General features: G+C 61.8%; 20 protein-coding genes. 9 read left to right on the top strand and 11 right to left on the bottom strand.

Features of this window, described 5'->3' with window-relative positions; genetic code table 11:
• Window positions 1–158: 158 nt before the first annotated feature.
• The 7 genes from DNK50_RS09575 to DNK50_RS09545 all read left to right on the top strand — a co-directional run bounded on the left by DNK50_RS09575 (window position 159) and on the right by DNK50_RS09545 (window position 7,111).
• Window positions 159–1,085, top strand: a complete 927-nt coding sequence (locus tag DNK50_RS09575) for a glutamate/aspartate ABC transporter substrate-binding protein (RefSeq protein WP_099583495.1) — start codon at window positions 159–161, stop codon at window positions 1,083–1,085.
• 194 nt (window positions 1,086–1,279) lie between these two features.
• The gene (locus DNK50_RS09570) at window positions 1,280–2,026 is read left to right on the top strand and encodes an amino acid ABC transporter permease (RefSeq protein ID WP_024073702.1); all 747 of its coding nucleotides are present in this window, start codon (window positions 1,280–1,282) and stop codon (window positions 2,024–2,026) included.
• A complete protein-coding gene (locus DNK50_RS09565; RefSeq protein WP_099583496.1) occupies window positions 2,026–2,697 on the top strand; it encodes an amino acid ABC transporter permease in 672 nt (223 codons plus the stop codon). The genes DNK50_RS09570 and DNK50_RS09565 overlap by 1 nt, the downstream gene beginning before the upstream one ends.
• Window positions 2,694–3,428, top strand: coding sequence for an amino acid ABC transporter ATP-binding protein (locus DNK50_RS09560; protein ID WP_049709764.1), 735 nt, complete (start codon window positions 2,694–2,696; stop codon window positions 3,426–3,428). The genes DNK50_RS09565 and DNK50_RS09560 overlap by 4 nt, the downstream gene beginning before the upstream one ends.
• Window positions 3,429–3,537: 109 nt before the next feature.
• Window positions 3,538–5,439: an ATP-binding protein gene (locus DNK50_RS09555; protein WP_112193742.1), complete on the top strand. Its 1,902-nt coding sequence runs from the start codon at window positions 3,538–3,540 to the stop codon at window positions 5,437–5,439.
• Between the two features lie 53 nt (window positions 5,440–5,492).
• Complete coding sequence (locus tag DNK50_RS09550; protein ID WP_244653802.1) at window positions 5,493–6,773, top strand: sigma-54 dependent transcriptional regulator; 1,281 nt, start codon at window positions 5,493–5,495, stop codon at window positions 6,771–6,773.
• A complete protein-coding gene (locus tag DNK50_RS09545; RefSeq protein WP_112193739.1) occupies window positions 6,773–7,111 on the top strand; it encodes a GlpM family protein in 339 nt (112 codons plus the stop codon). Before DNK50_RS09550 ends, DNK50_RS09545 begins: the two co-directional genes overlap by 1 nt.
• Window positions 7,112–7,234: 123 nt before the next feature.
• Here the strand turns inward: DNK50_RS09545 and DNK50_RS09540 are convergent, their stop codons facing one another.
• The 6 genes from DNK50_RS09540 to DNK50_RS09515 all read right to left on the bottom strand — a co-directional run bounded on the left by DNK50_RS09540 (window position 7,235) and on the right by DNK50_RS09515 (window position 14,704).
• Complete coding sequence (locus DNK50_RS09540; protein ID WP_112193737.1) at window positions 7,235–8,632, bottom strand: sigma-54 dependent transcriptional regulator; 1,398 nt, start codon at window positions 8,630–8,632, stop codon at window positions 7,235–7,237.
• Window positions 8,622–10,391, bottom strand: coding sequence for a HAMP domain-containing sensor histidine kinase (locus DNK50_RS09535; RefSeq protein WP_099583501.1), 1,770 nt, complete (start codon window positions 10,389–10,391; stop codon window positions 8,622–8,624). The genes DNK50_RS09540 and DNK50_RS09535 overlap by 11 nt, the downstream gene beginning before the upstream one ends.
• Window positions 10,391–11,515 carry a GNAT family N-acetyltransferase gene (locus DNK50_RS09530; RefSeq protein ID WP_099583502.1) on the bottom strand — a complete coding sequence of 375 codons (1,125 nt, stop codon included), beginning with the start codon at window positions 11,513–11,515 and terminating at the stop codon, window positions 10,391–10,393. The genes DNK50_RS09535 and DNK50_RS09530 overlap by 1 nt, the downstream gene beginning before the upstream one ends.
• 159 nt (window positions 11,516–11,674) lie before the next feature.
• Window positions 11,675–12,622, bottom strand: a complete 948-nt coding sequence (locus DNK50_RS09525; protein ID WP_112193735.1) for a carboxylesterase — start codon at window positions 12,620–12,622, stop codon at window positions 11,675–11,677.
• Window positions 12,619–14,013, bottom strand: coding sequence for an aspartate aminotransferase family protein (locus tag DNK50_RS09520; RefSeq protein ID WP_112193733.1), 1,395 nt, complete (start codon window positions 14,011–14,013; stop codon window positions 12,619–12,621). The genes DNK50_RS09525 and DNK50_RS09520 overlap by 4 nt, the downstream gene beginning before the upstream one ends.
• Entirely contained in the window at window positions 14,006–14,704 is a 699-nt protein-coding gene (locus DNK50_RS09515; RefSeq protein ID WP_112193731.1) for an MtnX-like HAD-IB family phosphatase, read from the bottom strand. The genes DNK50_RS09520 and DNK50_RS09515 overlap by 8 nt, the downstream gene beginning before the upstream one ends.
• Window positions 14,705–14,918: 214 nt before the next feature.
• Between DNK50_RS09515 and DNK50_RS09510 the strand changes: the two genes are divergently transcribed.
• Window positions 14,919–15,674, top strand: a complete 756-nt coding sequence (locus tag DNK50_RS09510; RefSeq protein WP_099583506.1) for a MipA/OmpV family protein — start codon at window positions 14,919–14,921, stop codon at window positions 15,672–15,674.
• Between the two features lie 77 nt (window positions 15,675–15,751).
• On the opposite strand, the gene DNK50_RS09505 is transcribed toward DNK50_RS09510, so the two are convergent.
• From DNK50_RS09505 to DNK50_RS09485, 5 genes are all read right to left on the bottom strand, one after another.
• Window positions 15,752–16,144 carry an EamA family transporter gene (locus tag DNK50_RS09505; protein WP_112193729.1) on the bottom strand — a complete coding sequence of 131 codons (393 nt, stop codon included), beginning with the start codon at window positions 16,142–16,144 and terminating at the stop codon, window positions 15,752–15,754.
• Window positions 16,141–16,521 (bottom strand): transporter, encoded by a 381-nt coding sequence (locus DNK50_RS09500; protein WP_032891828.1) that lies wholly within the window; start codon window positions 16,519–16,521, stop codon window positions 16,141–16,143. The genes DNK50_RS09505 and DNK50_RS09500 overlap by 4 nt, the downstream gene beginning before the upstream one ends.
• A complete protein-coding gene (locus DNK50_RS09495) occupies window positions 16,518–17,438 on the bottom strand; it encodes an arginase family protein (protein ID WP_112196915.1) in 921 nt (306 codons plus the stop codon). The genes DNK50_RS09500 and DNK50_RS09495 overlap by 4 nt, the downstream gene beginning before the upstream one ends.
• A gap of 105 nt (window positions 17,439–17,543) precedes the next feature.
• Window positions 17,544–18,197: a DsbA family oxidoreductase gene (locus DNK50_RS09490; RefSeq protein WP_112193727.1), complete on the bottom strand. Its 654-nt coding sequence runs from the start codon at window positions 18,195–18,197 to the stop codon at window positions 17,544–17,546.
• A 54-nt stretch (window positions 18,198–18,251) separates the two neighbouring features.
• Window positions 18,252–19,271, bottom strand: coding sequence for an alpha/beta fold hydrolase (locus DNK50_RS09485; protein ID WP_099583509.1), 1,020 nt, complete (start codon window positions 19,269–19,271; stop codon window positions 18,252–18,254).
• A 182-nt stretch (window positions 19,272–19,453) separates the two neighbouring features.
• Between DNK50_RS09485 and metR the strand changes: the two genes are divergently transcribed.
• The gene (gene metR / locus DNK50_RS09480; protein WP_099583510.1) at window positions 19,454–20,371 is read left to right on the top strand and encodes a transcriptional regulator MetR; all 918 of its coding nucleotides are present in this window, start codon (window positions 19,454–19,456) and stop codon (window positions 20,369–20,371) included.
• Window positions 20,372–20,373: the final 2 nt, after the last annotated feature.

Genomic DNA, 20,373 nt, shown 5'->3' with positions numbered 1-20,373 from the left:
AATCAACCAGTTAAGCTTTTACGCCTGGCCTGGCACGACTCATGCTCTACACTCTTGGACGATTGCCTGGGACGCCTCAGGAGCCGTCAAGGGCATTCGCTGTACAAGAGAGCCGTCTAACTGGCTTCATAAAAAAAACAAATGTCGAGGAAGTATTGATGCGCATCGTTCCCCATATCCTGGGCGCAGCTATCGCTGCTGCTCTGATCAGCACTCCAGTTTTTGCCGCCGAACTCACCGGCACACTGAAGAAAATCAACGACTCCGGCACCATCACCCTCGCTCACCGCGACAGCTCCATTCCGTTTTCCTACATCGCGGATGGTTCGGGCAAACCCGTTGGTTACTCCCACGACATTCAAGTGGCTGTCGTTGAGCAACTGAAAAAAGACCTGAACAAGCCCGACCTGAAGACCAAGTACAACCTGGTCACCTCGCAAACCCGTATCCCGCTGATCCAGAACGGCACTGCGGACCTTGAGTGCGGCTCCACCACCAACAACACCGAGCGCGCCCAGCAAGTCGACTTCACCGTCAACATCTTCGAAATCGGCACCCGCCTGCTGGTCAAGAAAGACAAGGAAGGCAAGCCTTCCTACGCTGACTTCGCTGACCTCAAAGGCAAGAACGTCGTGACCACCGCCGGCACCACGTCCGAGCGCATCATCAAAGCGATGAACGCCGACAAGCAGATGGGCATGAACGTCATCTCCGCCAAAGACCACGGCGAATCCTTCCAGATGCTCGAAAGCGGCCGCGCCGTTGCGTTCATGATGGACGACGCCCTGCTGGCCGGCGAAGAAGCCAAGGCCAAGAAGCCGGACGACTGGGTCATTACCGGTACTCCGCAGTCTTTCGAAGCCTACGCTTGCATGGTTCGCAAAGGCGACCCGGACTTCAAGAAAGCCGTGGATGACGCCATTGTCGCCCTGTACAAGTCCGGCGAGATCAACAAGATCTACGCCAAATGGTTCGAAAGCCCGATCCCACCGAAAGGCCTGAACCTGAACTTCCCGATGAGCGACAAAGTCAAGGATCTGATCGCTAACCCTAGCGACAAACCAGCGCCAGAAGTAAAAATCTGATACCTGACTAAGCTTATGTCCTGAGGGAGCCAACCCTCCCTCAGGCGTCTGTAATTACCTGCTGGCTTTAACTTGGAACACTCGACCTGGCGGTTTTCGAGCCGATCGCGTGTGCCTGGCGTTCATCGTCAGGTGGGAATGGATCTTCCCCAAGCGGGTGCTTGTACATCGATCGACTTCGAGGGGAGACCCTAATGAATTACAACTGGGACTGGGGCGTGTTCTTCAAGTCCACCGGCGTGGGCAGCGAGACTTATCTCGACTGGTACATCGCCGGCCTGGGCTGGACCATTGCCATCGCTGTCGTGGCGTGGATTATCGCCTTGCTGCTGGGCTCCATTCTGGGGGTCATGCGCACGGTGCCTAACCGCCTCGTATCGGGCATCGCGACCTGCTACGTGGAACTGTTTCGTAACGTGCCGCTGCTGGTTCAGCTGTTCATCTGGTATTTCCTGATACCCGACCTGCTGCCGCAAAACCTGCAGGATTGGTACAAACAGGACCTCAACCCGACCACCTCGGCCTACCTGAGCGTCGTCGTGTGCCTGGGCCTGTTCACCGCTGCCCGTGTGTGTGAGCAAGTGCGCACCGGCATCCAGGCGCTGCCACGGGGCCAAGAGGCCGCTGCGCGCGCCATGGGCTTCAAGCTGCCGCAGATCTACTGGAACGTGCTGCTGCCCCAGGCCTACCGCATCATCATTCCGCCGCTTACCTCGGAATTCCTCAACGTGTTCAAGAACTCTTCCGTGGCGTCCTTGATCGGCTTGATGGAACTGCTGGCGCAAACCAAACAGACCGCCGAGTTCTCGGCCAACCTGTTTGAAGCCTTCACCCTGGCCACGCTGATCTACTTCACCCTGAACATGAGCCTTATGCTGCTGATGCGTGTGGTCGAGAAGAAAGTCGCGGTGCCCGGCCTGATCTCCGTGGGGGGTAAATAATGGAACTCGATTTCAGCGGCATCATCCCCGCCATCCCGGGCCTGTGGAACGGCATGGTCATGACCCTGCAGTTGATGGTCATGGGCGTGATCGGCGGCATCGCACTGGGGACGGTCCTGGCGCTGATGCGCCTGTCGTCCAGCAAACTGCTGTCGCGCGTGGCCGGCGCCTACGTGAACTACTTCCGCTCGATCCCGCTGCTGCTGGTGATCACCTGGTTCTACCTGGCGGTGCCGTTCGTGTTGCGCTGGATCACCGGCGAAGACACCCCGATCGGTGCGTTCACCTCCTGCGTCGTGGCCTTCATGATGTTCGAAGCCGCGTACTTCTGTGAGATCGTGCGGGCCGGCGTGCAGTCGATCCCCAAGGGCCAGATGGGCGCAGCACAAGCGATGGGCATGACCTATGGCCAGACCATGCGCCTGATCATCCTGCCCCAGGCGTTCCGCAAGATGACCCCGTTGCTGCTGCAACAGAGCATCATCCTGTTCCAGGACACCTCGCTGGTCTACACCGTGGGCCTGGTGGACTTCCTCAACTCCGCCCGCTCCAACGGCGACATCATCGGCCGCTCCAATGAGTTCCTGATCTTTGCCGGTGTCGTCTACTTCATCATCAGCTTTTCCGCCTCGCTGCTGGTCAAGCGTCTGCAAAAAAGGTTTGCCGTATGATCTCTATCAAGAACATCAACAAGTGGTATGGCGACTTCCAGGTGCTGACCGATTGCAGCACTGATGTCAAAAAAGGCGAAGTGATCGTGGTGTGCGGGCCTTCGGGCTCGGGTAAGTCCACGCTGATCAAGTGCGTCAACGCGCTGGAACCCTTTCAGAAGGGCGACATCGTGGTCGACGGCACCTCCATCGCCGACCCGAAGACCAACCTGCCGAAATTGCGCTCGCGCGTGGGCATGGTGTTCCAGCACTTCGAACTGTTCCCGCACCTGACCATCACCGAAAACCTGACCATCGCGCAGATCAAGGTGCTGGGCCGCAGCAAGGAAGAAGCCACCAAGAAAGGCCTGCAACTGCTGGAGCGCGTCGGCCTGTCGGCGCACGCCCACAAGCACCCCGGCCAACTCTCCGGTGGCCAACAGCAACGTGTGGCGATTGCCCGCGCCCTGGCCATGGACCCGATCGTCATGCTGTTCGACGAACCGACCTCGGCCCTGGACCCGGAAATGGTCAACGAAGTGCTGGACGTGATGGTGCAACTGGCCCATGAAGGCATGACCATGATGTGCGTGACCCACGAAATGGGTTTCGCCCGTAAAGTCGCCGACCGCGTGATCTTCATGGACGCCGGCAAGATCATCGAAGACTGCCCGAAAGAAGAATTCTTCGGCGACATCAGCGCCCGCTCCGAGCGTGCACAGCACTTCCTTGAGAAAATCCTGCAGCACTAAGCCCTACACAGCTGCCACTGTAGGAACATGACCAATGTGGGAGGGGCTTGCCCTCTCCCACATTGGATCGCGCAGGCCGGTAAGCTCTGGTTGACCCAAGGCATCTGTGATGAAATGCGACCCCAACCAATTTCGCGCCGCACCGCCATCACTTGCCGTGAAGCCTCGTCTGATTCGCCAACTGTTCCTGCCGCCGTTGATCGTCGCCCTGATGATCGGCCTGGGTTATATCGGCTTCTGGATCAGCGAGTACTACGGCATCCGCACCCTCAGCGACACCGGCGAACGCCAGTTGGAGCTGCATGCCCGCACCGTCGAAAGTGAACTCAGCAAATACACCTACCTGCCCAGCCTGCTGGAGCTGGAGACCAGCGTCTCGCAGTTGCTCGCCGACCCGAGCCAGGAAACCCGTAAAAGCGTCAACGATTACCTCGAAGGCCTGAACCGACGCAGTCGCAGTCGGGCCATTTATGTGATGGACACCACCGGCCGGGTACTGGCCACCAGTAACTGGCGCGATGCCGACAGTTATCAGGGCGAAGACCTGTCCTTCCGCGCCTATTTCCAGAACGCCGTGCGCGGCCAGCCCGGACGTTTCTACGGTATCGGCAGCACCAACGGCGAACCCGGCTATTACCTGGCCCACGGCCTGGAAGAGCACGGCAAGATCATCGGCGTCGCAGTGGTCAAGGTGCGTCTCGAAGCCCTGGAAGAACGCTGGCAACGTGCGCGCCTGGAAGCGTTCGTCAGCGACGAGAACGGCATCATCATTCTCTCCAGCGACCCGGCCCGCCGCCTCAAGGCCGTGCGCCCGCTGAGCGATGAGACCAAGGATCGCCTGGCCCACAGCCTGCAATATTACTGGGCAACACTGAACGAGCTGGAACCGCTGGCCCGTGAACGCCTGAACGAAGGCACCGAAAAACTGACCTTCCCGGCCAACAGCGAAGTGGTCAACGACGAACACGAAGTCAGCTACCTGGCGCAAACCCGCCCGCTCTACGACACGCCGTGGAATTTCACCCTGCTCACCCCGCTCAATGACCTGCGCCGCGCAGCGATCAACCAGGGCATCCTGGTGGCTGTGGCCTTTGGCCTGGTGGCTTTCCTGCTGATCGCCTGGAACGAGCGGCGCAAGGTCATCGCCACCCGCCTCGCCGCGCGTGAAGCGCTGCAGGAAGCCAACAGCCAGTTGGAACGTCGGATTGCCGAACGCACCGCCGACCTGCGTGCCAGTAATGAACGGCTCAAGGGCCAGATCCGCGAACGGCGCCAGGCCGAAGAGACCCTGCGTCGCGCCCAGGATGAGCTGGTGCAGGCCGGCAAACTGGCGGCCATCGGCCAGATGTCCACCAGCATCGCCCACGAATTGAACCAACCGTTGGCGGCGTTGCGCACCTTGTCCGGCAACACTGTGCGCTTCCTGGAGCGCGGCGCCCTGGACACCGCCAGCGCCAACCTCAAGACCATCAACGAACTGATCGACCGCATGGGGCGCATCACCGCCAGCCTGCGCTCCTTTGCCCGGCGCGGTGATGACCAGGGCGAAGCCAACCTCGCCAAGGCGGTGGACGCCGCGTTCCAGGTACTGGGCGCACGCCTGGACAGCCTGGCACTGACGGTGCACCGCGACTTCGCAGCGGCCCAACTGCAGATCGACCAGACGCGCCTGGAGCAGATCCTGGTCAACCTGATCGGTAACGCCCTCGACGCCATGCAGGCCCAACCCACCCCTGAACTGTGGCTGGAAGGCAGCGTTGCCGAAGGCAAATACCGCCTGTATGTGCGCGACAACGGCCACGGCATCGACGCCGAGGCGCGCAAGCATTTGTTCGAACCGTTCTTCACCACCAAGCCCGGCGAGCAAGGCCTGGGCCTGGGCCTGACCCTGTCCGCCAGCCTCGCGGCGGCCACCGGCGGCAACCTCGCCGTGGAACACCCGGCCAGTGGTGGTACTGCCTTTGTCCTGAGCCTGCCATTGGTGGGCGCTCAAAAAGCTGAGTCGACATGAATATTGATCCTCAAGACCTCACCGTGCTGATCGTCGAAGACGACCCCCATGTGCTGCTCGGCTGCCAGCAGGCGCTGGCGCTGGAAGATATTCCCAGCGTCGGCGTAGGCAGTGCCGAAGAGGCGTTGAAGCGCATCGGCGAGAACTTCGCGGGCATCGTGATCAGCGACATCCGCCTGCCGGGCATCGACGGCCTGGAGCTGCTGACCCGCCTCAAGGCCCTGGATAAAAGCCTGCCGGTGGTGCTGATTACCGGGCACGGCGATATTTCCATGGCCGTCGGCGCCATGCGCAACGGCGCGTACGATTTCATGGAAAAGCCCTTCTCTCCCGAACGCCTCGTGGATGTCGCCCGGCGTGCCCTGGAGCAACGCGCACTGGCGCGGGAAGTCTGGTCACTGCGCCGTCAGTTGGCCGAACGCGACTCCCTGGAAGGCCGCATCATCGGCCGCTCCCCGGCCATGCAGAACCTGCGCGAGCTGATCGCCAACGTCGCCGACACCTCGGCCAACGTGCTGATCGAAGGCGAGACCGGCACCGGCAAGGAGCTGGTCGCCCGCTGCCTGCATGATTTCAGCCGGCGTCACTCGCACCAGTTCGTCGCGCTCAACTGCGGCGGCCTGCCCGAAAACCTGTTCGAAAGCGAGATTTTCGGCCACGAAGCCAACGCCTTCACCGGCGCCGGCAAGCGGCGTATCGGCAAGATCGAACACGCCCATGAAGGCACGCTGTTCCTCGATGAAGTGGAAAGCATGCCGATCAACCTGCAGATCAAATTGCTGCGGGTCTTGCAGGAACGCACCCTGGAACGCCTGGGTTCGAACCAGAGCGTGGCGGTGGATTGCCGAGTGATCGCCGCCACCAAGTCCGACCTCGACGAACTGAGCCGCGCCAGCCAGTTCCGCAGTGACCTGTACTACCGCCTCAACGTGGTCACTCTGGAACTGCCGCCTTTACGCGAGCGCCGGGAAGACATCCTGCAACTGTTCGAACACTTCCTGCAGCAGTCGTCCCTGCGCTTCGACCGCAGCGTGCCGGAGTTGGACAACCAGACCCTCTCCAGCCTGATGAGCCACGACTGGCCCGGCAACGTGCGTGAACTGCGCAACGTCGCCGAACGCTTCGCCCTCGGCCTGCCCGCCTTCAAGAAGAGCGGCGCCGGCAGCGGCAACCAGGGCGTGGCCTTCACCGAGGCGGTGGAAGCGTTTGAACGCAACCTGCTCAGCGACGCCCTGCAACGCAGCGGTGGCAACCTGACCCAGGCCAGCCAGGAGCTGGGGATGGCCAAGACCACGCTGTTCGACAAGGTCAAGAAATACGGGTTGAGTCACTGATGGATCTATTCCTGAAGGCCGCCCTTGGCGCGGCGGTGGTACTGATCCTGGCCGCGCTGGCCAAGACCAGGAACTATTACATCGCGGGGTTGGTGCCGCTGTTTCCAACCTTTGCGCTGATCGCCCATTACATCGTCGGCAAGGGCCGTTCGGTGGACGATTTGAAGACCACGATCCTGTTCGGGATGTGGTCGATCATTCCGTACTTTGTGTATTTGGCGACGTTGTATGTGCTGGTGGATCGGATGCGGTTGGAGGCGTCATTGGCCTTGGCGGCGGTAGCCTGGTTGATGGCGGCGACGGTGCTGGTCAGCGTCTGGGTGCGCCTCCACACCTGACACACCACAGTCAAAATGTGGGAGGGGGCTCGCCCCCGATAGCGGCGTGTCAGTCACCTTATCTTTAACTGACCCACTGCCATCGGGGGCAAGCCCCCTCCCACATTTTTTATCCCGGTTGGGTCAGCGGACTATTTTGTCGACTTGAATGCCCAGCTTCTTGAGGCGATACCAGAAACTGCGTTCAGAGATCCCGATCTTCGCCGCCGCCGCGGCCTGCACGCCATTGCTCTCGTGCAACGCCGCCAGTATGTAGGCCTTCTCCACCTCCGCCAGCGCCGCGTCCAGGTCCTGGGGAATCCCCGGTCCATCGCTGAGGATCGCCGTCACGCCGCCCTCGCCCGGCTTCGACGCAAACAGATACCCCGGCAAATCTATATCCTCGATCACCGGCGACGCCGCCACGATGGTCGCGCGCTCCACGCAGTTTTGCAGCTCGCGGATATTGCCCGGCCAGTGATACGCCGCCATGGCCTGCAACGCCTCGGGGCTGAAGCCGGTGATGCGTTTGCCGGCGGTGGCGCTGAGGCTGTGGGCGAAGTGACGCGCCAGCGGGGCGATGTCTTCCACGCGCTCGCGCAGGGCCGGTAACGGGATCGGGAACACGTTGAGGCGGTAATACAGGTCTTCGCGAAACTCCTTATTGGCTACCGCTTCCAGCAGGTTCTTGTTGGTGGCCGCGATCACCCGCACGTCCACTTTGCGTTCGCGAGGGTCGCCCACCGGCTCGATGACCCGCTCCTGCAAGGCGCGCAGGATCTTGGCCTGCAACGCCAAAGGCATATCGCCGACTTCATCAAGGAACAGCGTGCCTTTGTCGGCCTGCATGAAGCGCCCTACCCGGTCCGCGACTGCGCCAGTGAACGCGCCCTTGCGGTGGCCGAACATTTCGCTTTCCAGCAACCCTTCCGGGATCGCCGCGCAGTTGACCGCCACGAAAGGTTTGTCGGCACGGCTGCCGTGCTTGTGGATGGCACGGGCGACCATTTCCTTGCCGGTGCCGCTTTCGCCGGTCAGCAGGATGGTGGCGCTGCTGTCACGTACCGAGTCCACCGCTTGCAACACCGTGCGAAACGCCGGGCTGTCGCCCACCAGGCTGTCGAACTGCGCATGCTCATCCAGCTCGGCGCGCAGGCGTGCGTTGTCGCGCATGATGTCGCGAAACTGCAACGCCTTGCTGACGGTGATGTCCAGCTCATCGATATCGAACGGCTTGGCGATGTAGTCATAGGCGCCGTTGCGCATCGACTGCACCGCATTTTTCACCGTGCTGTAGGCGGTCATCACGATCACCGGCACGTGGGGGTAGCGCACCTTGATCTCCGCCAGCAGCGCCGGCCCGTCCATGCCTGGCATGCGCCAGTCGCTGATCACCAGGTCAATGTCTTCCTGCTCCAGCACCTTGAGCGCATGCAGGCCGTTACCGGCGATAAATACCTGGATGCCGTTCTGACTCAGGGCCGACGTCAGCAGGTCACAGAGCTTGGGTTCGTCGTCGACCACCAGAATGTTATGCGTCATGACTGTCCTCGTCGTCTTCGCCCATCGCCGGAATGTACAGGCTGAAGGTGGCGCCGGCATCTTTCTCGCTGGCGCATTCGATGCTGCCGTCGTGACTTTCCATGATCGAATAGACTTTGGCCAGGCCCAGGCCGGTACCTGAGGCCTTGGTGGTCACGAATGGCGTAAAGATGCGCTCGACCATCTCTGCTGCAATGCCCTGGCCGGTATCGGCAATGCTGATAACGGTGTGGTCGTTTACCGTGCGAATCCCCAGCGTCAGGCGCCCGCCGTCGGGCATCGCGTCGATGGCATTGAGAATAAGGTTGAGGCACGCCTGTTTAAGCTGCTTGGCATCCGCGTAGATCGTCGCGCCCGGTGCCTGGTCGTCGATCTGCGCATCAATGTTATGTGTCGCCAGTTCCGGCGCGCAGAAGCCGAGGATCTCCTCCACCAGCGCACGCACCGGCTGCACCACCCGTAGCGGCGGGTTGGGCTTGGCGAAGTCGAGGAACTCGGTGATCAGGTCGTTGATGCGGCTGACTTCACTGATCACGTATTCCAGGTGGCGCTTGTCGGTGTCCGGCAGGTCGGCGCGGCGGTGCAACAACTGGGTGGCGGTCTTGATGATGCCCAGCGGGTTGCGGATCTCGTGGGCGAGGCCCATGGCGACTTCACCCAACGCGTGCAGGCGGTCACGTCGGCGCAGTTGGGCCTCAAGGTGATGCAACTCGCCAAGGCGCTCGGTCATATGGTTAAAGGTGCTGCTCAACTGCGCCAGCTCATCGCCGCCGCTGACCGCCACGCGGTGCGTGTAATTGCCCGAGATCACCGCCCCCACGCCTTCGGACAAATCCCGCAGCGGCCGGGTCAGGCGCCGCGACACCAGCACCCCCGCCGCCAGCGACAGCGCCGAGCTGACCAGGAAAATCAGCACGAACAGGTTGCTCTGGTTGACCAGCCCCATCAGGCTGCTATGGCGCAGCAGACCGCTGAAGATCACGCCTTGCAAATCGCCGGCATCGTTGAAGATCGGCCAGTACAAACCGCTGTAGTTGTTGGTGAACTGCTCGCTGGGCTGGCGAGTGGCGCGCATGGCGGTTTCGACAGTCTTGGGGATGCGCGACGGGTGATCCTCAAAGCGCTGGGTCGAGAAGATTTCCGAGAACCCCTCCGGGTTGGCCAGGTACAGGCGCAGGTCGAGGGAATGCACATCGGCCACGCTGGTCAGGAAACTGCTGTCCAGGTAGGTGCCGACCAGCAGCAGGTAGTCGACGCCGTCCCGGCTGGTCTCGAAGGTGGAGACCACGATACCGGTGGTGGCCCCGCCCACCTTGACCGTTTGCAGCACCGTATTCTTGGCCAGGCTGATCTGCTGCACGATGTCATCGGCGGCGGTGGTGAACACCACTTTTCGATCACTGGCGCGGATCAGCGCCACCACGTCGATGTCCGTGGCATCGGCAATGTCGGCCGTCAGCCGGTCGTGTCGGGCGGCTTGCTTGTTGTCCGGCGGGCTGATGTAGCGCAGGAACAGCTTGGCCATGCGCGCGTTGTCGTGAAGGATGTCGCCGATCTCGTCCTTGACGATCTTGGTCGACTCTTGCAGCCAAATGCGCACGTTACTGTCGAAAATCTGCGACAGCGTGCTAGCGGCCAGTTCCGCCGCGATCATGGTGGGAACCACGCTGACCAACCAGAACGCCAGCACCAGCTTGCGCTGGACGCTCCAGCGCGAAATGGCAAAGGGGCGGGCTTTCTGGCGGGTCTTGGTGATCATCAGGTTTCGCTTATCGCAGCAGCCATGGCAGGGTCGGAACGATCCGGTCGAATAAACAGTTTTACCAACTTGAGCAGGCCGTTGACCAGCCGGTTGCGATGCCGGAAGAACACGCTGTTGCCCTGGAACTCGCAGCCCAGGCGCAGCTTACTGGCATACCCGGCCTGGCCGCACTCGTACAGCGCAATCTTGTGCTCAATACAGTAGTCGACGTTGGTCAGCCAACTGCGGAAATACAGGTTGTAGTCGCGGGTAAACGCCACGTCATGCCCGAAAAACTTATCCACCAGCCGGTGCTCGTCCACCAGCATCAGGTTGAACGCCACCAACTGCTCGTCCACCCAGTAAAGCGCACACACCGCGCGCGATTCAAGGCGTTCGAGCACACCGGTGAAGTAGCTCGCAGGCAGGCGTTCGAACTGCAATTCGGCCCGTGTCAGCGTGGCTTCGTACAGGCGCATGACCTCAGGCAGCACGTCGTCGATATTGCGCCGCCATTCCACCCGTGGGCCGGGCGCGCGCAGTTTGCGGCGCAGGTCCTTGCGCGTGGATTTGCCCAGCGAGCCGAGGTAGGCGTCCACCGAACCATAGGGCAGCGGCAATACGCCTGTGGGCAGGCTCGGCATGGCCTGGAAACCGGCGGCGCGGCAGCTGTCGACCCAGTGCGGATCGTTGCTCGGTGCGTCCTTGACCGCCAACAGGCCGATGCCGAAATCATCGGCGTCGTGGCGCGCGGCTTGCAGCACATGCTTGAGCAACAGCGGGCGGCGCGACTCGGGCACGTGGCTGGCAAATCCGGCATCACAGCGCTCGGCCACCGGCGAGCCGATGGCGTACAGCCCCAACTGCAAGACGCCGGGCCACAGCCGCTCCAGGCGTTCGGTCAAGCGCTTGCCGGCGCCGGACACCGTGGTGTCGAGGCGGTAATGGGTGATGAACGCGGGCGCGACCGCCACCAGGGTTCCATCTTCGTAAACCGCCAGGTAGCGCCATTGGAAATCATCGATGGCGGCGTTTTCCACGGCGACGTAATAGTCCCAGTCCTCCAGGGCACCCGGAAAACAATCGTTCCATGCACTGCGCTGGAGGGCCCGGATGGTGGGGAAGGCTTGGGTGGTGATCACATTGGCTTCCAGTTGGAGTTGTTGTGGTGAAAGTGCTTTTGTGGTGAATGGGGCTTCTTATGGTGAGTATGCTTTCTGTGGTGAGCGGGCTTGTCGAATCGTCGCACCGCCCGCGCTGGGTGGCGAAGCAGCCCCAATCCAGGCAATGAGTTTCTCCAGCTAGACCGCAATGGCAGGTTTTGGGGCGGCTTCGCCACCCAGCGCAGGGCAAGCCTGCTCACCACAACAGCCCTGCTCACCACAACAACCCGGTTCACCACAACAGCGCTGCTCACCACAGGAAACTTGCCGGCTGATGAAGTCAGCACTCAACTCAATCACCCGCCGGTATTGCAGGTCGACGGTGATCATGTGGTAGCAGTTGTCCAGCAGGATCTTGGTCACCGGCCCGCCGAGGTGGCGCTCCACGTAATCGGCGTTCCAGCGGCTGGTGATGTCGTCCTCGATGGAGTGCAGCACCAGCGCCGGCACGTTGATCCGGGGCATGCGTTTCTTGACCACCGCGTTCATCCAGTGCAACTCGCGCACGGTGACGCCTTCCATGGTCAACAACCCCGCTTCACTGCTCTCGCCCTCCTTCATCTGCCGCTCGACGATCGCCCGCAGCCGTTCATTCTTGATGCCGTACGGCGGCTTCTCGGTGAAGCGGAACAAGCGCACGCCGAAAGGAATGCGGATCAGCAACGGCGTGATAAACGCCATTTTGCTGATGCTCCAACCGTCGTACTTCAAGGTGGTGGAATACATCAGCAGGCCGGCGACCTGGCCCGGATGCTCGGAGGCCAGGTACATCGACATCACCGCGCCCATGGACAAGCCACCGACAAACACCTGCGCGTGCCGCTGCTTGATCTGTACAAACGTCTTGCGCACGCCTTCATACCAGTCACGCCAGCCAGTGGCCTGCAGGTCACTGTTATCACCGCAGTGCCCGGCCAGGGTGGGCACGTACACCGTGCAATTGCCCGCCTTGGCCAGGCCCTTGGCGACCTGGCGCAGTTCGGTCGGAGTGCCGGTCAGGCCGTGGATCAACAGGATCCCGACCGGACCTTCACCGAGAACGAAGCCGGCATCACCTTCGCCGAGGTCGATCTCTGCCCGGCTCACCGCGTGGTCGCTCGCACCAGCAGTTGCTCAAGCAGCTTCAAGCCGAGGTCGATTTCCGGGTAGCTGATTTCCAGGGACGGCGCGAGGGTGATCACGTTCTTGTAGTAACCGCCCACGTCGAGGATCAGGCCGAGTTTCTGGCCATCCACCACCATGTCGCCCTTCATGCCTTCTTCGACCATGTAGTCCAGGGTCGCCTTGTCCGGCGTGAAGCCGTCCGGGCCGCAGATTTCGCAGCGCAGCGCCAGGCCCAGGCCGTCGACATCGCCGATGATCGGGAAGCGCTTCTGCAAATCCTGCAGGCCTTCCAGAAAGTATTTGCCCTTGGCCATGACCATTGCGCCGTAGTCGACTTCGTTGGTCATCTTGAACATTTCCAGGCCCACCGCCGTGCCCAACGGGTTGGAGGCAAAGGTGGAGTGGGTCGAGCCTGGCGGGAAGATCTTCGGGTTGATCAGCTCTTCACGGGCCCAGATGCCACCCAGTGGGTTGAGGCCGTTGGTCAGGGCCTTGCCGAACACGATCACATCCGGCTGCACGTCGAAGTGCTCAATCGACCACAGCTTGCCGGTGCGGTAGAAGCCCATCTGGATTTCGTCGGACACCATCAGAATGCCGTGCTGGTCGAGCACGTGCTTGAGCTCACGGTAGAAGTTCATCGGCGGGATCACGTAGCCGCCGGTGCCCTGGATCGGCTCGACGTAAAATGCTGCATATTCGCACTGGTTGGTTTTCGGGTCCCAGACGCCGTTGTATTCGGTCTCGAACAGACGTGCGAATTGCTGCACGCATTGGCTGCCGTACTCTTCTTTCGTCATGCCTTTGGGGCCACGGAAGTGGTACGGGAACGGGATAAAGTTGGCGCGCTCGCCGAAGTGGCCATAGCGGCGACGGTAGCGAAAACTGGAGGTGATCGACGACGCGCCGAGGGTGCGCCCGTGGTAACCGCCTTCGAAGGCGAACATCAGGCTTTTGCCGTTGCTGGCGTTACGCACCACTTTCAGCGAATCCTCGATGGACTGCGAACCGCCGACGTTGAAGTGCACGCGCCCGTCCAGGCCGAACTTGTTCTTGGCGTCCACCGCGATCATTTCCGACAGCTCGATCTTGCCCTTGTGCAGGTACTGGCTGGCGATTTGCGGCAGGGTATCGATCTGCTGTTTCAGCGCGTTGTTCAGGCGCGGGTTGGCATAACCGAAGTTGACCGCCGAGTACCACATTTGCAGGTCGAGGTAGGCCTGGTCTTCGGTGTCCCACACGAAGGAGCCTTCGCAGCGGCTGAAAATACGCGGCGGCTCGATGTAGTGGACGGTGTCGCCGTAGGAGCAGTACTTGGCTTCTTTATCCAGGAGGATCTGGTCTTCGGCGGTAGCGATGCGGATATCAGACATGGTGGAAAATTTCCTGTGTGTCGGCAGTGAAGGAGGTCGCGTTGGCGGCAATGCCCTGAGGCAGTTGCGCGAGCAGCGCAGGCACTTGGGCAAAGCTGTCGAAGCGCGCATGGGGAATCTGGTGGGCGACGCAGTACTCGGCGAGGCTGCCCTTGGCGAACACGAAGTCGGCGGTGGAGGCCACGCACATGTCGGACTTGCCGTCGCCGATCACCAGCACGCGCTTGTTGCGCGGCGTGGATTTGCACTTGCAGTTGCCGGACGCGGCGCGGCAGGCGTCGCTGGAATACGGGAAATCGATGCGCCAGCTGTTCTGGTCGACCTGGCGCAGGCGGTTGGCGAGGATCGGCAGCAAGGTCACGTAGTTGCGCGACAGGATCCGCGCAATGCCTTGCTCGATACCATCGCTGACCACTTCGATGGACGCGCCGAGGCCAATCACGTGATCGACGAAGTCCGGAAAGTCCGGGTCGATCTCGACGCTGTCGAAGTACGCCAGCAACTCGCTGGGGGTGGCCTTGATCAACGCCAGTTGGCGGCTCAGGCATTCGCGTGAACCGATATGCCCATCCAGCCATTGCTGCTCGATGGTTTCCCACTCGGGGCCGGCGAAGCGTTGGAGGACGTTGTCGATAACATCGGTGGGGGTGATGGTCCCGTCGAAGTCGCACACGATATGCCAGTCAATCATTGTGGTTACCTTGATGGAGTGCGCTGTCTGCGCGTTCACCAGGGGTAGAGCAGGGAGTGTGCCAAGTGGCTGAAGCCCAGCGGGGCTGGGCGCGGGAGGCGCAATGTGTCGTGGAAGCTACAATTTTTGTAGCTTGCTACAAACAAGATGAGTGCTTGCGTGGGGCCGGGGGTTTGCGCGTTCATGCGCGTGTATTCACTTAGGAACTGTGACCATGTTGAGGATCACATGCGCGGCACTCGCCGGTTTACTGAGCCTCGCCGCCCACGCCGAAGGCATCAGCGGTGACGTCGGCGCAGGCGTCAGCTACCAGCCCCACGACCCGACCGGCAGCCGCTACGAAACCCGGCCCGTCCCCTACCTCGACCTGGACTGGGGCAACGTGAGCCTGGGCACCGATGACGGTTTGAGCTGGAGCGCCCTGAACACCAACGGTTTCAGCGCCGGCCCGTACATCAATTACCTGCAGGGGCGCACCTCCAACGGCTCGTTGCAGGGCCTGCGCAACGTGTCGGACATGGCTGAAATAGGCGGGTTCATCCAATACGCTCCGGCTGACTTCTGGCGGGTCTATGCCCAGTTGGGCCAGGCTGTCGGTGGTGGTCATTCCCAGAGCGGCGCGCTGGGCAAGGTCGGCGGCGAGCTGGGCTATCCCCTGGGCGGTGGGATCATTGGCAGCAGTGGGCTGGTGGCGCACTTCGCGGATGCGCGGCAGACCCAGACGTATTTCGGGGTGGATGAAAACGAGGCGGCGGCCACGGGTTTCAAGGCCTACAACGCCAGCGGCGGTTTCCAGAACATCACCTTGAGCCAGAGCTTCCAGTTCCCCCTGGCGCCCAACTGGTCACTGCTGACCAGCGCCAGCTGGGTGCATCTGGTGGGCTCGGCGGCGGACAGCAGTATCGTCAGGCAGGCCGGTGAGGTGAATCAGGGCCAGGTGCAGACGGCGATCAGCTACACCTTCGACTGATTCACTTGATGCATGGAGATATAAATGTGGGAGGGGGTTTGCCCCCTCCCACCTTGGCCTGCAGTTCATGGCCTATCTCAGTTTTCTTCGCCCTCAGCCAGCAGCACTATCCCGCCGATAATCACTGCAACGCCTGCCCAGTGCAGCGGGCTGATATGTTCCCCCAGCCCCAGCCACGACCCCAGCAGCACCACCACAAACACCAGTGAACTCAGCGGAAACGCCAAGGACAGACTGCTGCGCCGCAGGATCAGCATCCACACGAAAAACGCGCCGATGTAGCAGGCAATCGCCGCCAGAATCCCTGGGTTACGCGCCACATCGGCCAGCCACTGCAGGTTGAAATCCATCTGCCCCAGTTGGTCACCGGCGACTTTGGTAAACAACTGCCCGGCGCTCTCGGTGCAGATCAGTAAGGCCCAGAGCACCACGGTGCCGAAACGCCCATGCAACCATGCGTGCGCATTCATGCCTGACTCCCGGCAATCGCCACCAGCATCACCCCCAAGGTAATCACCAACGTGCCCAGCCAGCGGCGGCGGCTGACGGTTTCACCCAGCACCACTTTGCCCGCCAGCACCACCCCGCAATACGCCAGCGCGGCGGCTGGAAACAGCAGGCTCAACGGCGCACGGGACAAGGCTTCCAGCCAGATAAAAAACTCGATGACGTAGGCACCGATCCCCGCCCACAGTAACGGCGCATTAAACACCTGGCCCCAGAATGCGTTCAGGCGAAAGCCGCCTTCCAACTCCGGCAAACGGTCCAGGCCGAGCTTGAAACACAACTGGCCGATCACATCGAGCACGATGGAAAACGCCACCAGCAACACCACGGTCAAGGTCACGGGAACAGCTCCTCAAACAGGTCGATCAGGGCTTCATTGGTGGCCGCATTGCGCTGCAAATCCTCGGGGCTCCAGCGCCCCGCTGGCGGCTGGTCGGACTTGGCTTCCCAACGCTTTAACGCATTGCTGAACGCCGGCGTGGCGAACTCGCCGCACACGTCGATGCCGATGATGCGTTTGCGTGCCGCCAGCGCGCGCAGGGCCTGGAGCAAGTGGGTCAGGCGCATGCCGCCCTGGTCCCAGTTAGTGGCCGCGTCTTCACTGGCGAGCACGTCCTTGTCGATAGTGATCCAGATCGCCTCTGTGGGCAGGCTGCTGATCATCTGTTCAAGGAATGCGGCCCAATCCAGCTCCGCCAGATTGCGCCAGTGCAGGTGGTTTTCCTGCTGCTGGTGACCGGCGCCATCGCCGACCCGGCCCCAGACTTTCGACGGCGGGTGCTGCCAGGGAAACAGCTGCAACTGCCCACGCTTGAGGGCGCCAAGGTTGCCGCCGCGCAGCTGCGGGTTGTGCAAGTCATCGCTGCACGGGCCGAGGGTGACGATGCGTTTGATCGCCGGCATTTTCAGCGCGCGGTTGACCCACGAACCGCAGTGTCGCTTGGGCGCAAAGCGCACCCAATCGGGGTGGTTATCGAAGTGGATCAGGCTGATGGGTTCTTTGAGATCGGCAAGGAAGGCCGGCGTGAGGTGGTGATAATCGCCGGAGCCGACAAACAGGATTTCCGGTCGCGCATCCGTAGGCCGTGGCCGTCGGGCCAGGCGTTCGGTGAAGCGTTTCCAGGTTTTTGCGGTGGACCACAGGCGCAGCTTCGGGCCCAGGTCGAGCAGGTCGATGCAGGTAGCACGGCCACTGGCCAGGCGCCGGGCAATCGGCGCCTGGGCCGTGAGGCTGTGATCGAGGTCGAGAATGTTCAAGGTCATGTGTCCCCTATGGCTTTAGGGGGTCAATGCAAGGGGCGGGCCAGTGAGATATTTGTGGGAGGGGGAAGCCCCCTCCCACATTTTGACTTGTGCTCGGCTTCAGTTCTGGGATTCGCGAATGATCTGGCGAATCGCCTCCACAAACGCCTCAACCGGCTGACCACCGCTGACCGCGTACTGGTCGTTGAACACGATGGTCGGTACCGACGTCACGCCACGGGATGTCCACAGCTGCTCTTGCTCGCGGACGTCGGCGGCGTATTCATCGCTGGCGAGAATCTCGGCCGCGCGCTTGATATCCAGGCCGACGCTCTCGGCAATGATCGCCAGGGTGGCGTGGTCGGACGGGTCCTGGCCATCGGTGAAGTAGGCCTTGAACAACGCTTCCTTGAGGTTGTACTGCAAGCCTTCCAACCCGGCCCAATGCAACAGGCGATGGGCGTCGAAGGTGTTGTAGATGCGGCTCTGGCCATCGGTGCGGAATGCAAAGCCCAGCCCGGCCCCCATGTCGCGGATGCGCGCACGGTTGGCCTGGGATTCTTCGGCGGTCGAGCCGTATTTTTCAGTGATGTGCTCGACGATGTTCTGCCCTTCGGCAGGCATGTTCGGGTTCAGTTCGAACGGCTGGAAATGGATCTCGGCCTGCACCTCGGTGCCCAGTTGGTCGAGGGCTTCGGTCAGGCCACGCAGGCCGATGATGCACCAGGGGCAGGACACGTCGCTGACGAAATCGATTTTCAGGGGAGTACTCATGGTAGGCAACCTCGTTGGCAGTCATACGCCGCAAAGGTTGCACGATACACCACCTCACAACAGCTTCGCAGGCGCCACCTGATCAATCTGTGCCCAATGGGCCGCGTCTTCACGATGGGCTTGCAGGTACGGCAACACCGCCGTCAACAGCGGCGCCTTGAAAGCCTCCTGGAAACGATGGGCCATGCCGGGAATCAGCTTCAATTGGCTGCCCTGGATATGCGCCGCCAGGTGCACGCCGTGCATCACCGGCAACAACGGGTCGGCGGTGCCGTGGACGACCAGGGTCGGCACGCGCAACTGGTTGAGCAGCGGTACGCGGCTGGGCTCGGCGAGGATCGCCATGATCTGGCGCTTCACGCCCTCCGGGTTGAAGGCACGGTCGTAAGAGAGCGCCGCCTGGTGCAGCAGCGCCTGGCGATCATCCTTGATCGTCGGGCTGCCCAGCGCGGCCAGCAGATCGGCCTGTTGTTCCAGGGCCACCTCGCGATTGGGCGCGCCGCGCCTCGACAACAGCTGCACCAACGCCGCACTCGGTGCCGGCAAGCCCTCGGCGCCGGAGCTGGTCATGATCAGGGTCAGGCTCTCCACCCGCTGCGGTGCCATGGCCGCCAAATGCTGGGCGATCATGCCGCCCATGCTCGCGCCGAGCACGTGAAATTGCTCGATCTGCAACGCGCTCATCAGCCCGAGTGCATCATCGGCCATATCGGTCAGGGTGTACGGCGCCGCCACCGGCAAGCCGAGCTTGTAGCGCAGCACTTCAAAGGTGAGATTGGCGTTGGCCGGCGCCTGGCGCCAGGTGGACAGGCCGACATCGCGGTTGTCATAGCGGATCACCCTGAAGCCTTGTTGACACAGGGCTTCCACCACTTCGTCCGGCCAATGGATCAATTGCCCACCCAGGCCCATCACCAGCAGCAACGCCGGATCGGACGCACGGCCGATGCTCTGGTAGGCGATGCTCACCGTTTCCAGGTCGACCGTTTGGGTCGGGACATTGACATCACATCGAGACGCCGCAAAAGACGGCAGGCCAAACCAGAAGGCGGCCAGTAAAAGCAACACGCGCATGAAAAACACCGAAACGCAGAACCCCAGTAGAGCGCGAGTCTGATGAAGTTTGTTCAAGCGCGCTGCCACACTTGTATGACAGTTTGATGAAGAGTGCCCAGTGGTCGTGGTCGACACGCCTTGCAACATGAGACAAACTCACGCTATTCAACTTCGTCACAAATTGTCTTCATGGAGAGCCCGTGCTCGAAATCCGTCACCTCAAGACCCTGCACGCCCTGCGCGAAGCCGACAGCCTGGTGGAAGCCGCCGAGCGCCTGCACCTGACGCAATCGGCGCTGTCCCACCAGTTCAAGGAGCTGGAAGAGCGCCTGGGCATGCAGCTGTTCGTGCGCAAGACCAAGCCGCTACGCTTCACCAGCGCCGGCCTGCGCCTGCTGCAACTGGCCGACGCCACCCTGCCGTTGCTGCGCGGCGCCGAACGCGATATCGCACGATTGGCCGGTGGCACCGCTGGGCGCCTGCACATGGCCATCGAATGCCACAGCTGCTTTCAGTGGCTGATGCCGACCATCGACCAGTTCCGCGACGCCTGGCCGGAAGTCGAGCTGGACCTGGCGTCGGGTTTTGCCTTCGCCCCGCTGCCGGCCCTGGCCCGTGGCGACCTGGACCTGGTAGTCACGTCCGACCCGCTGGAACTGCCGGGCATCACTTATGTGCCGCTGTTCACCTACGAAGCCATGCTGGCCGTGGCCAACCAGCACGCGCTGGCGAACAAGTCGTTCATCGTGCCTGAAGACTTGCTGCCCGAAACCCTGATTACCTACCCAGTGGAGCGCGACCGCCTGGACATCTTCACGCGCTTCCTGGAACCCGCCGACATCGAGCCGGCCCAGGTGCGGACCTCGGAGCTGACGGTGATGATGATGCAACTGGTCGCCAGCGGTCGTGGCGTGTGCGGCATGCCCCATTGGGCGCTGCATGAATACAGCTCGCGTGGCTACGTGAAGGCCAAGCGCCTGGGTGAGAAAGGCTTGTTTGCGACGCTGTATGCGGGGATTCGCGCGGACATGCTGGATGCGCCGTACATGCGCGACTTTTTGCTTACGGCCAAGGACACATCGTTTTCGACATTGGACGGGGTAAGCGCAGTTCGCTGATC

The organism is Pseudomonas sp. LG1E9 (assembly GCF_003290225.1).
Classification (GTDB): Bacteria; Pseudomonadota; Gammaproteobacteria; order Pseudomonadales; family Pseudomonadaceae; genus Aquipseudomonas; species Aquipseudomonas cyclaminis.
The sequence above is the reverse complement of the archived record's forward strand: the minus strand, read 5'-3'. Positions and strand labels throughout refer to the sequence as shown.

Bases quoted from the DNA above. Each gene is read 5' to 3' on its own strand.
- DNK50_RS09575 (WP_099583495.1), top strand. From the start codon at position 159: ATGCGCATCGTTCCCCATATCCTGGGCGCAGCTATCGCTGCTGCTCTG.
- DNK50_RS09570 (WP_024073702.1), top strand. From the start codon at position 1,280: ATGAATTACAACTGGGACTGGGGCGTGTTCTTCAAGTCCACCGGCGTG.
- DNK50_RS09565 (WP_099583496.1), top strand. From the start codon at position 2,026: ATGGAACTCGATTTCAGCGGCATCATCCCCGCCATCCCGGGCCTGTGG.
- DNK50_RS09560 (WP_049709764.1), top strand. From the start codon at position 2,694: ATGATCTCTATCAAGAACATCAACAAGTGGTATGGCGACTTCCAGGTG.
- DNK50_RS09555 (WP_112193742.1), top strand. From the start codon at position 3,538: ATGAAATGCGACCCCAACCAATTTCGCGCCGCACCGCCATCACTTGCC.
- DNK50_RS09545 (WP_112193739.1), top strand. From the start codon at position 6,773: ATGGATCTATTCCTGAAGGCCGCCCTTGGCGCGGCGGTGGTACTGATC.
- DNK50_RS09540 (WP_112193737.1), bottom strand. From the start codon at position 8,632: ATGACGCATAACATTCTGGTGGTCGACGACGAACCCAAGCTCTGTGAC.
- DNK50_RS09535 (WP_099583501.1), bottom strand. From the start codon at position 10,391: ATGATCACCAAGACCCGCCAGAAAGCCCGCCCCTTTGCCATTTCGCGC.
- DNK50_RS09520 (WP_112193733.1), bottom strand. From the start codon at position 14,013: ATGTCTGATATCCGCATCGCTACCGCCGAAGACCAGATCCTCCTGGAT.
- DNK50_RS09515 (WP_112193731.1), bottom strand. From the start codon at position 14,704: ATGATTGACTGGCATATCGTGTGCGACTTCGACGGGACCATCACCCCC.
- DNK50_RS09510 (WP_099583506.1), top strand. From the start codon at position 14,919: ATGTTGAGGATCACATGCGCGGCACTCGCCGGTTTACTGAGCCTCGCC.
- DNK50_RS09505 (WP_112193729.1), bottom strand. From the start codon at position 16,144: ATGAATGCGCACGCATGGTTGCATGGGCGTTTCGGCACCGTGGTGCTC.
- DNK50_RS09490 (WP_112193727.1), bottom strand. From the start codon at position 18,197: ATGAGTACTCCCCTGAAAATCGATTTCGTCAGCGACGTGTCCTGCCCC.
- DNK50_RS09485 (WP_099583509.1), bottom strand. From the start codon at position 19,271: ATGCGCGTGTTGCTTTTACTGGCCGCCTTCTGGTTTGGCCTGCCGTCT.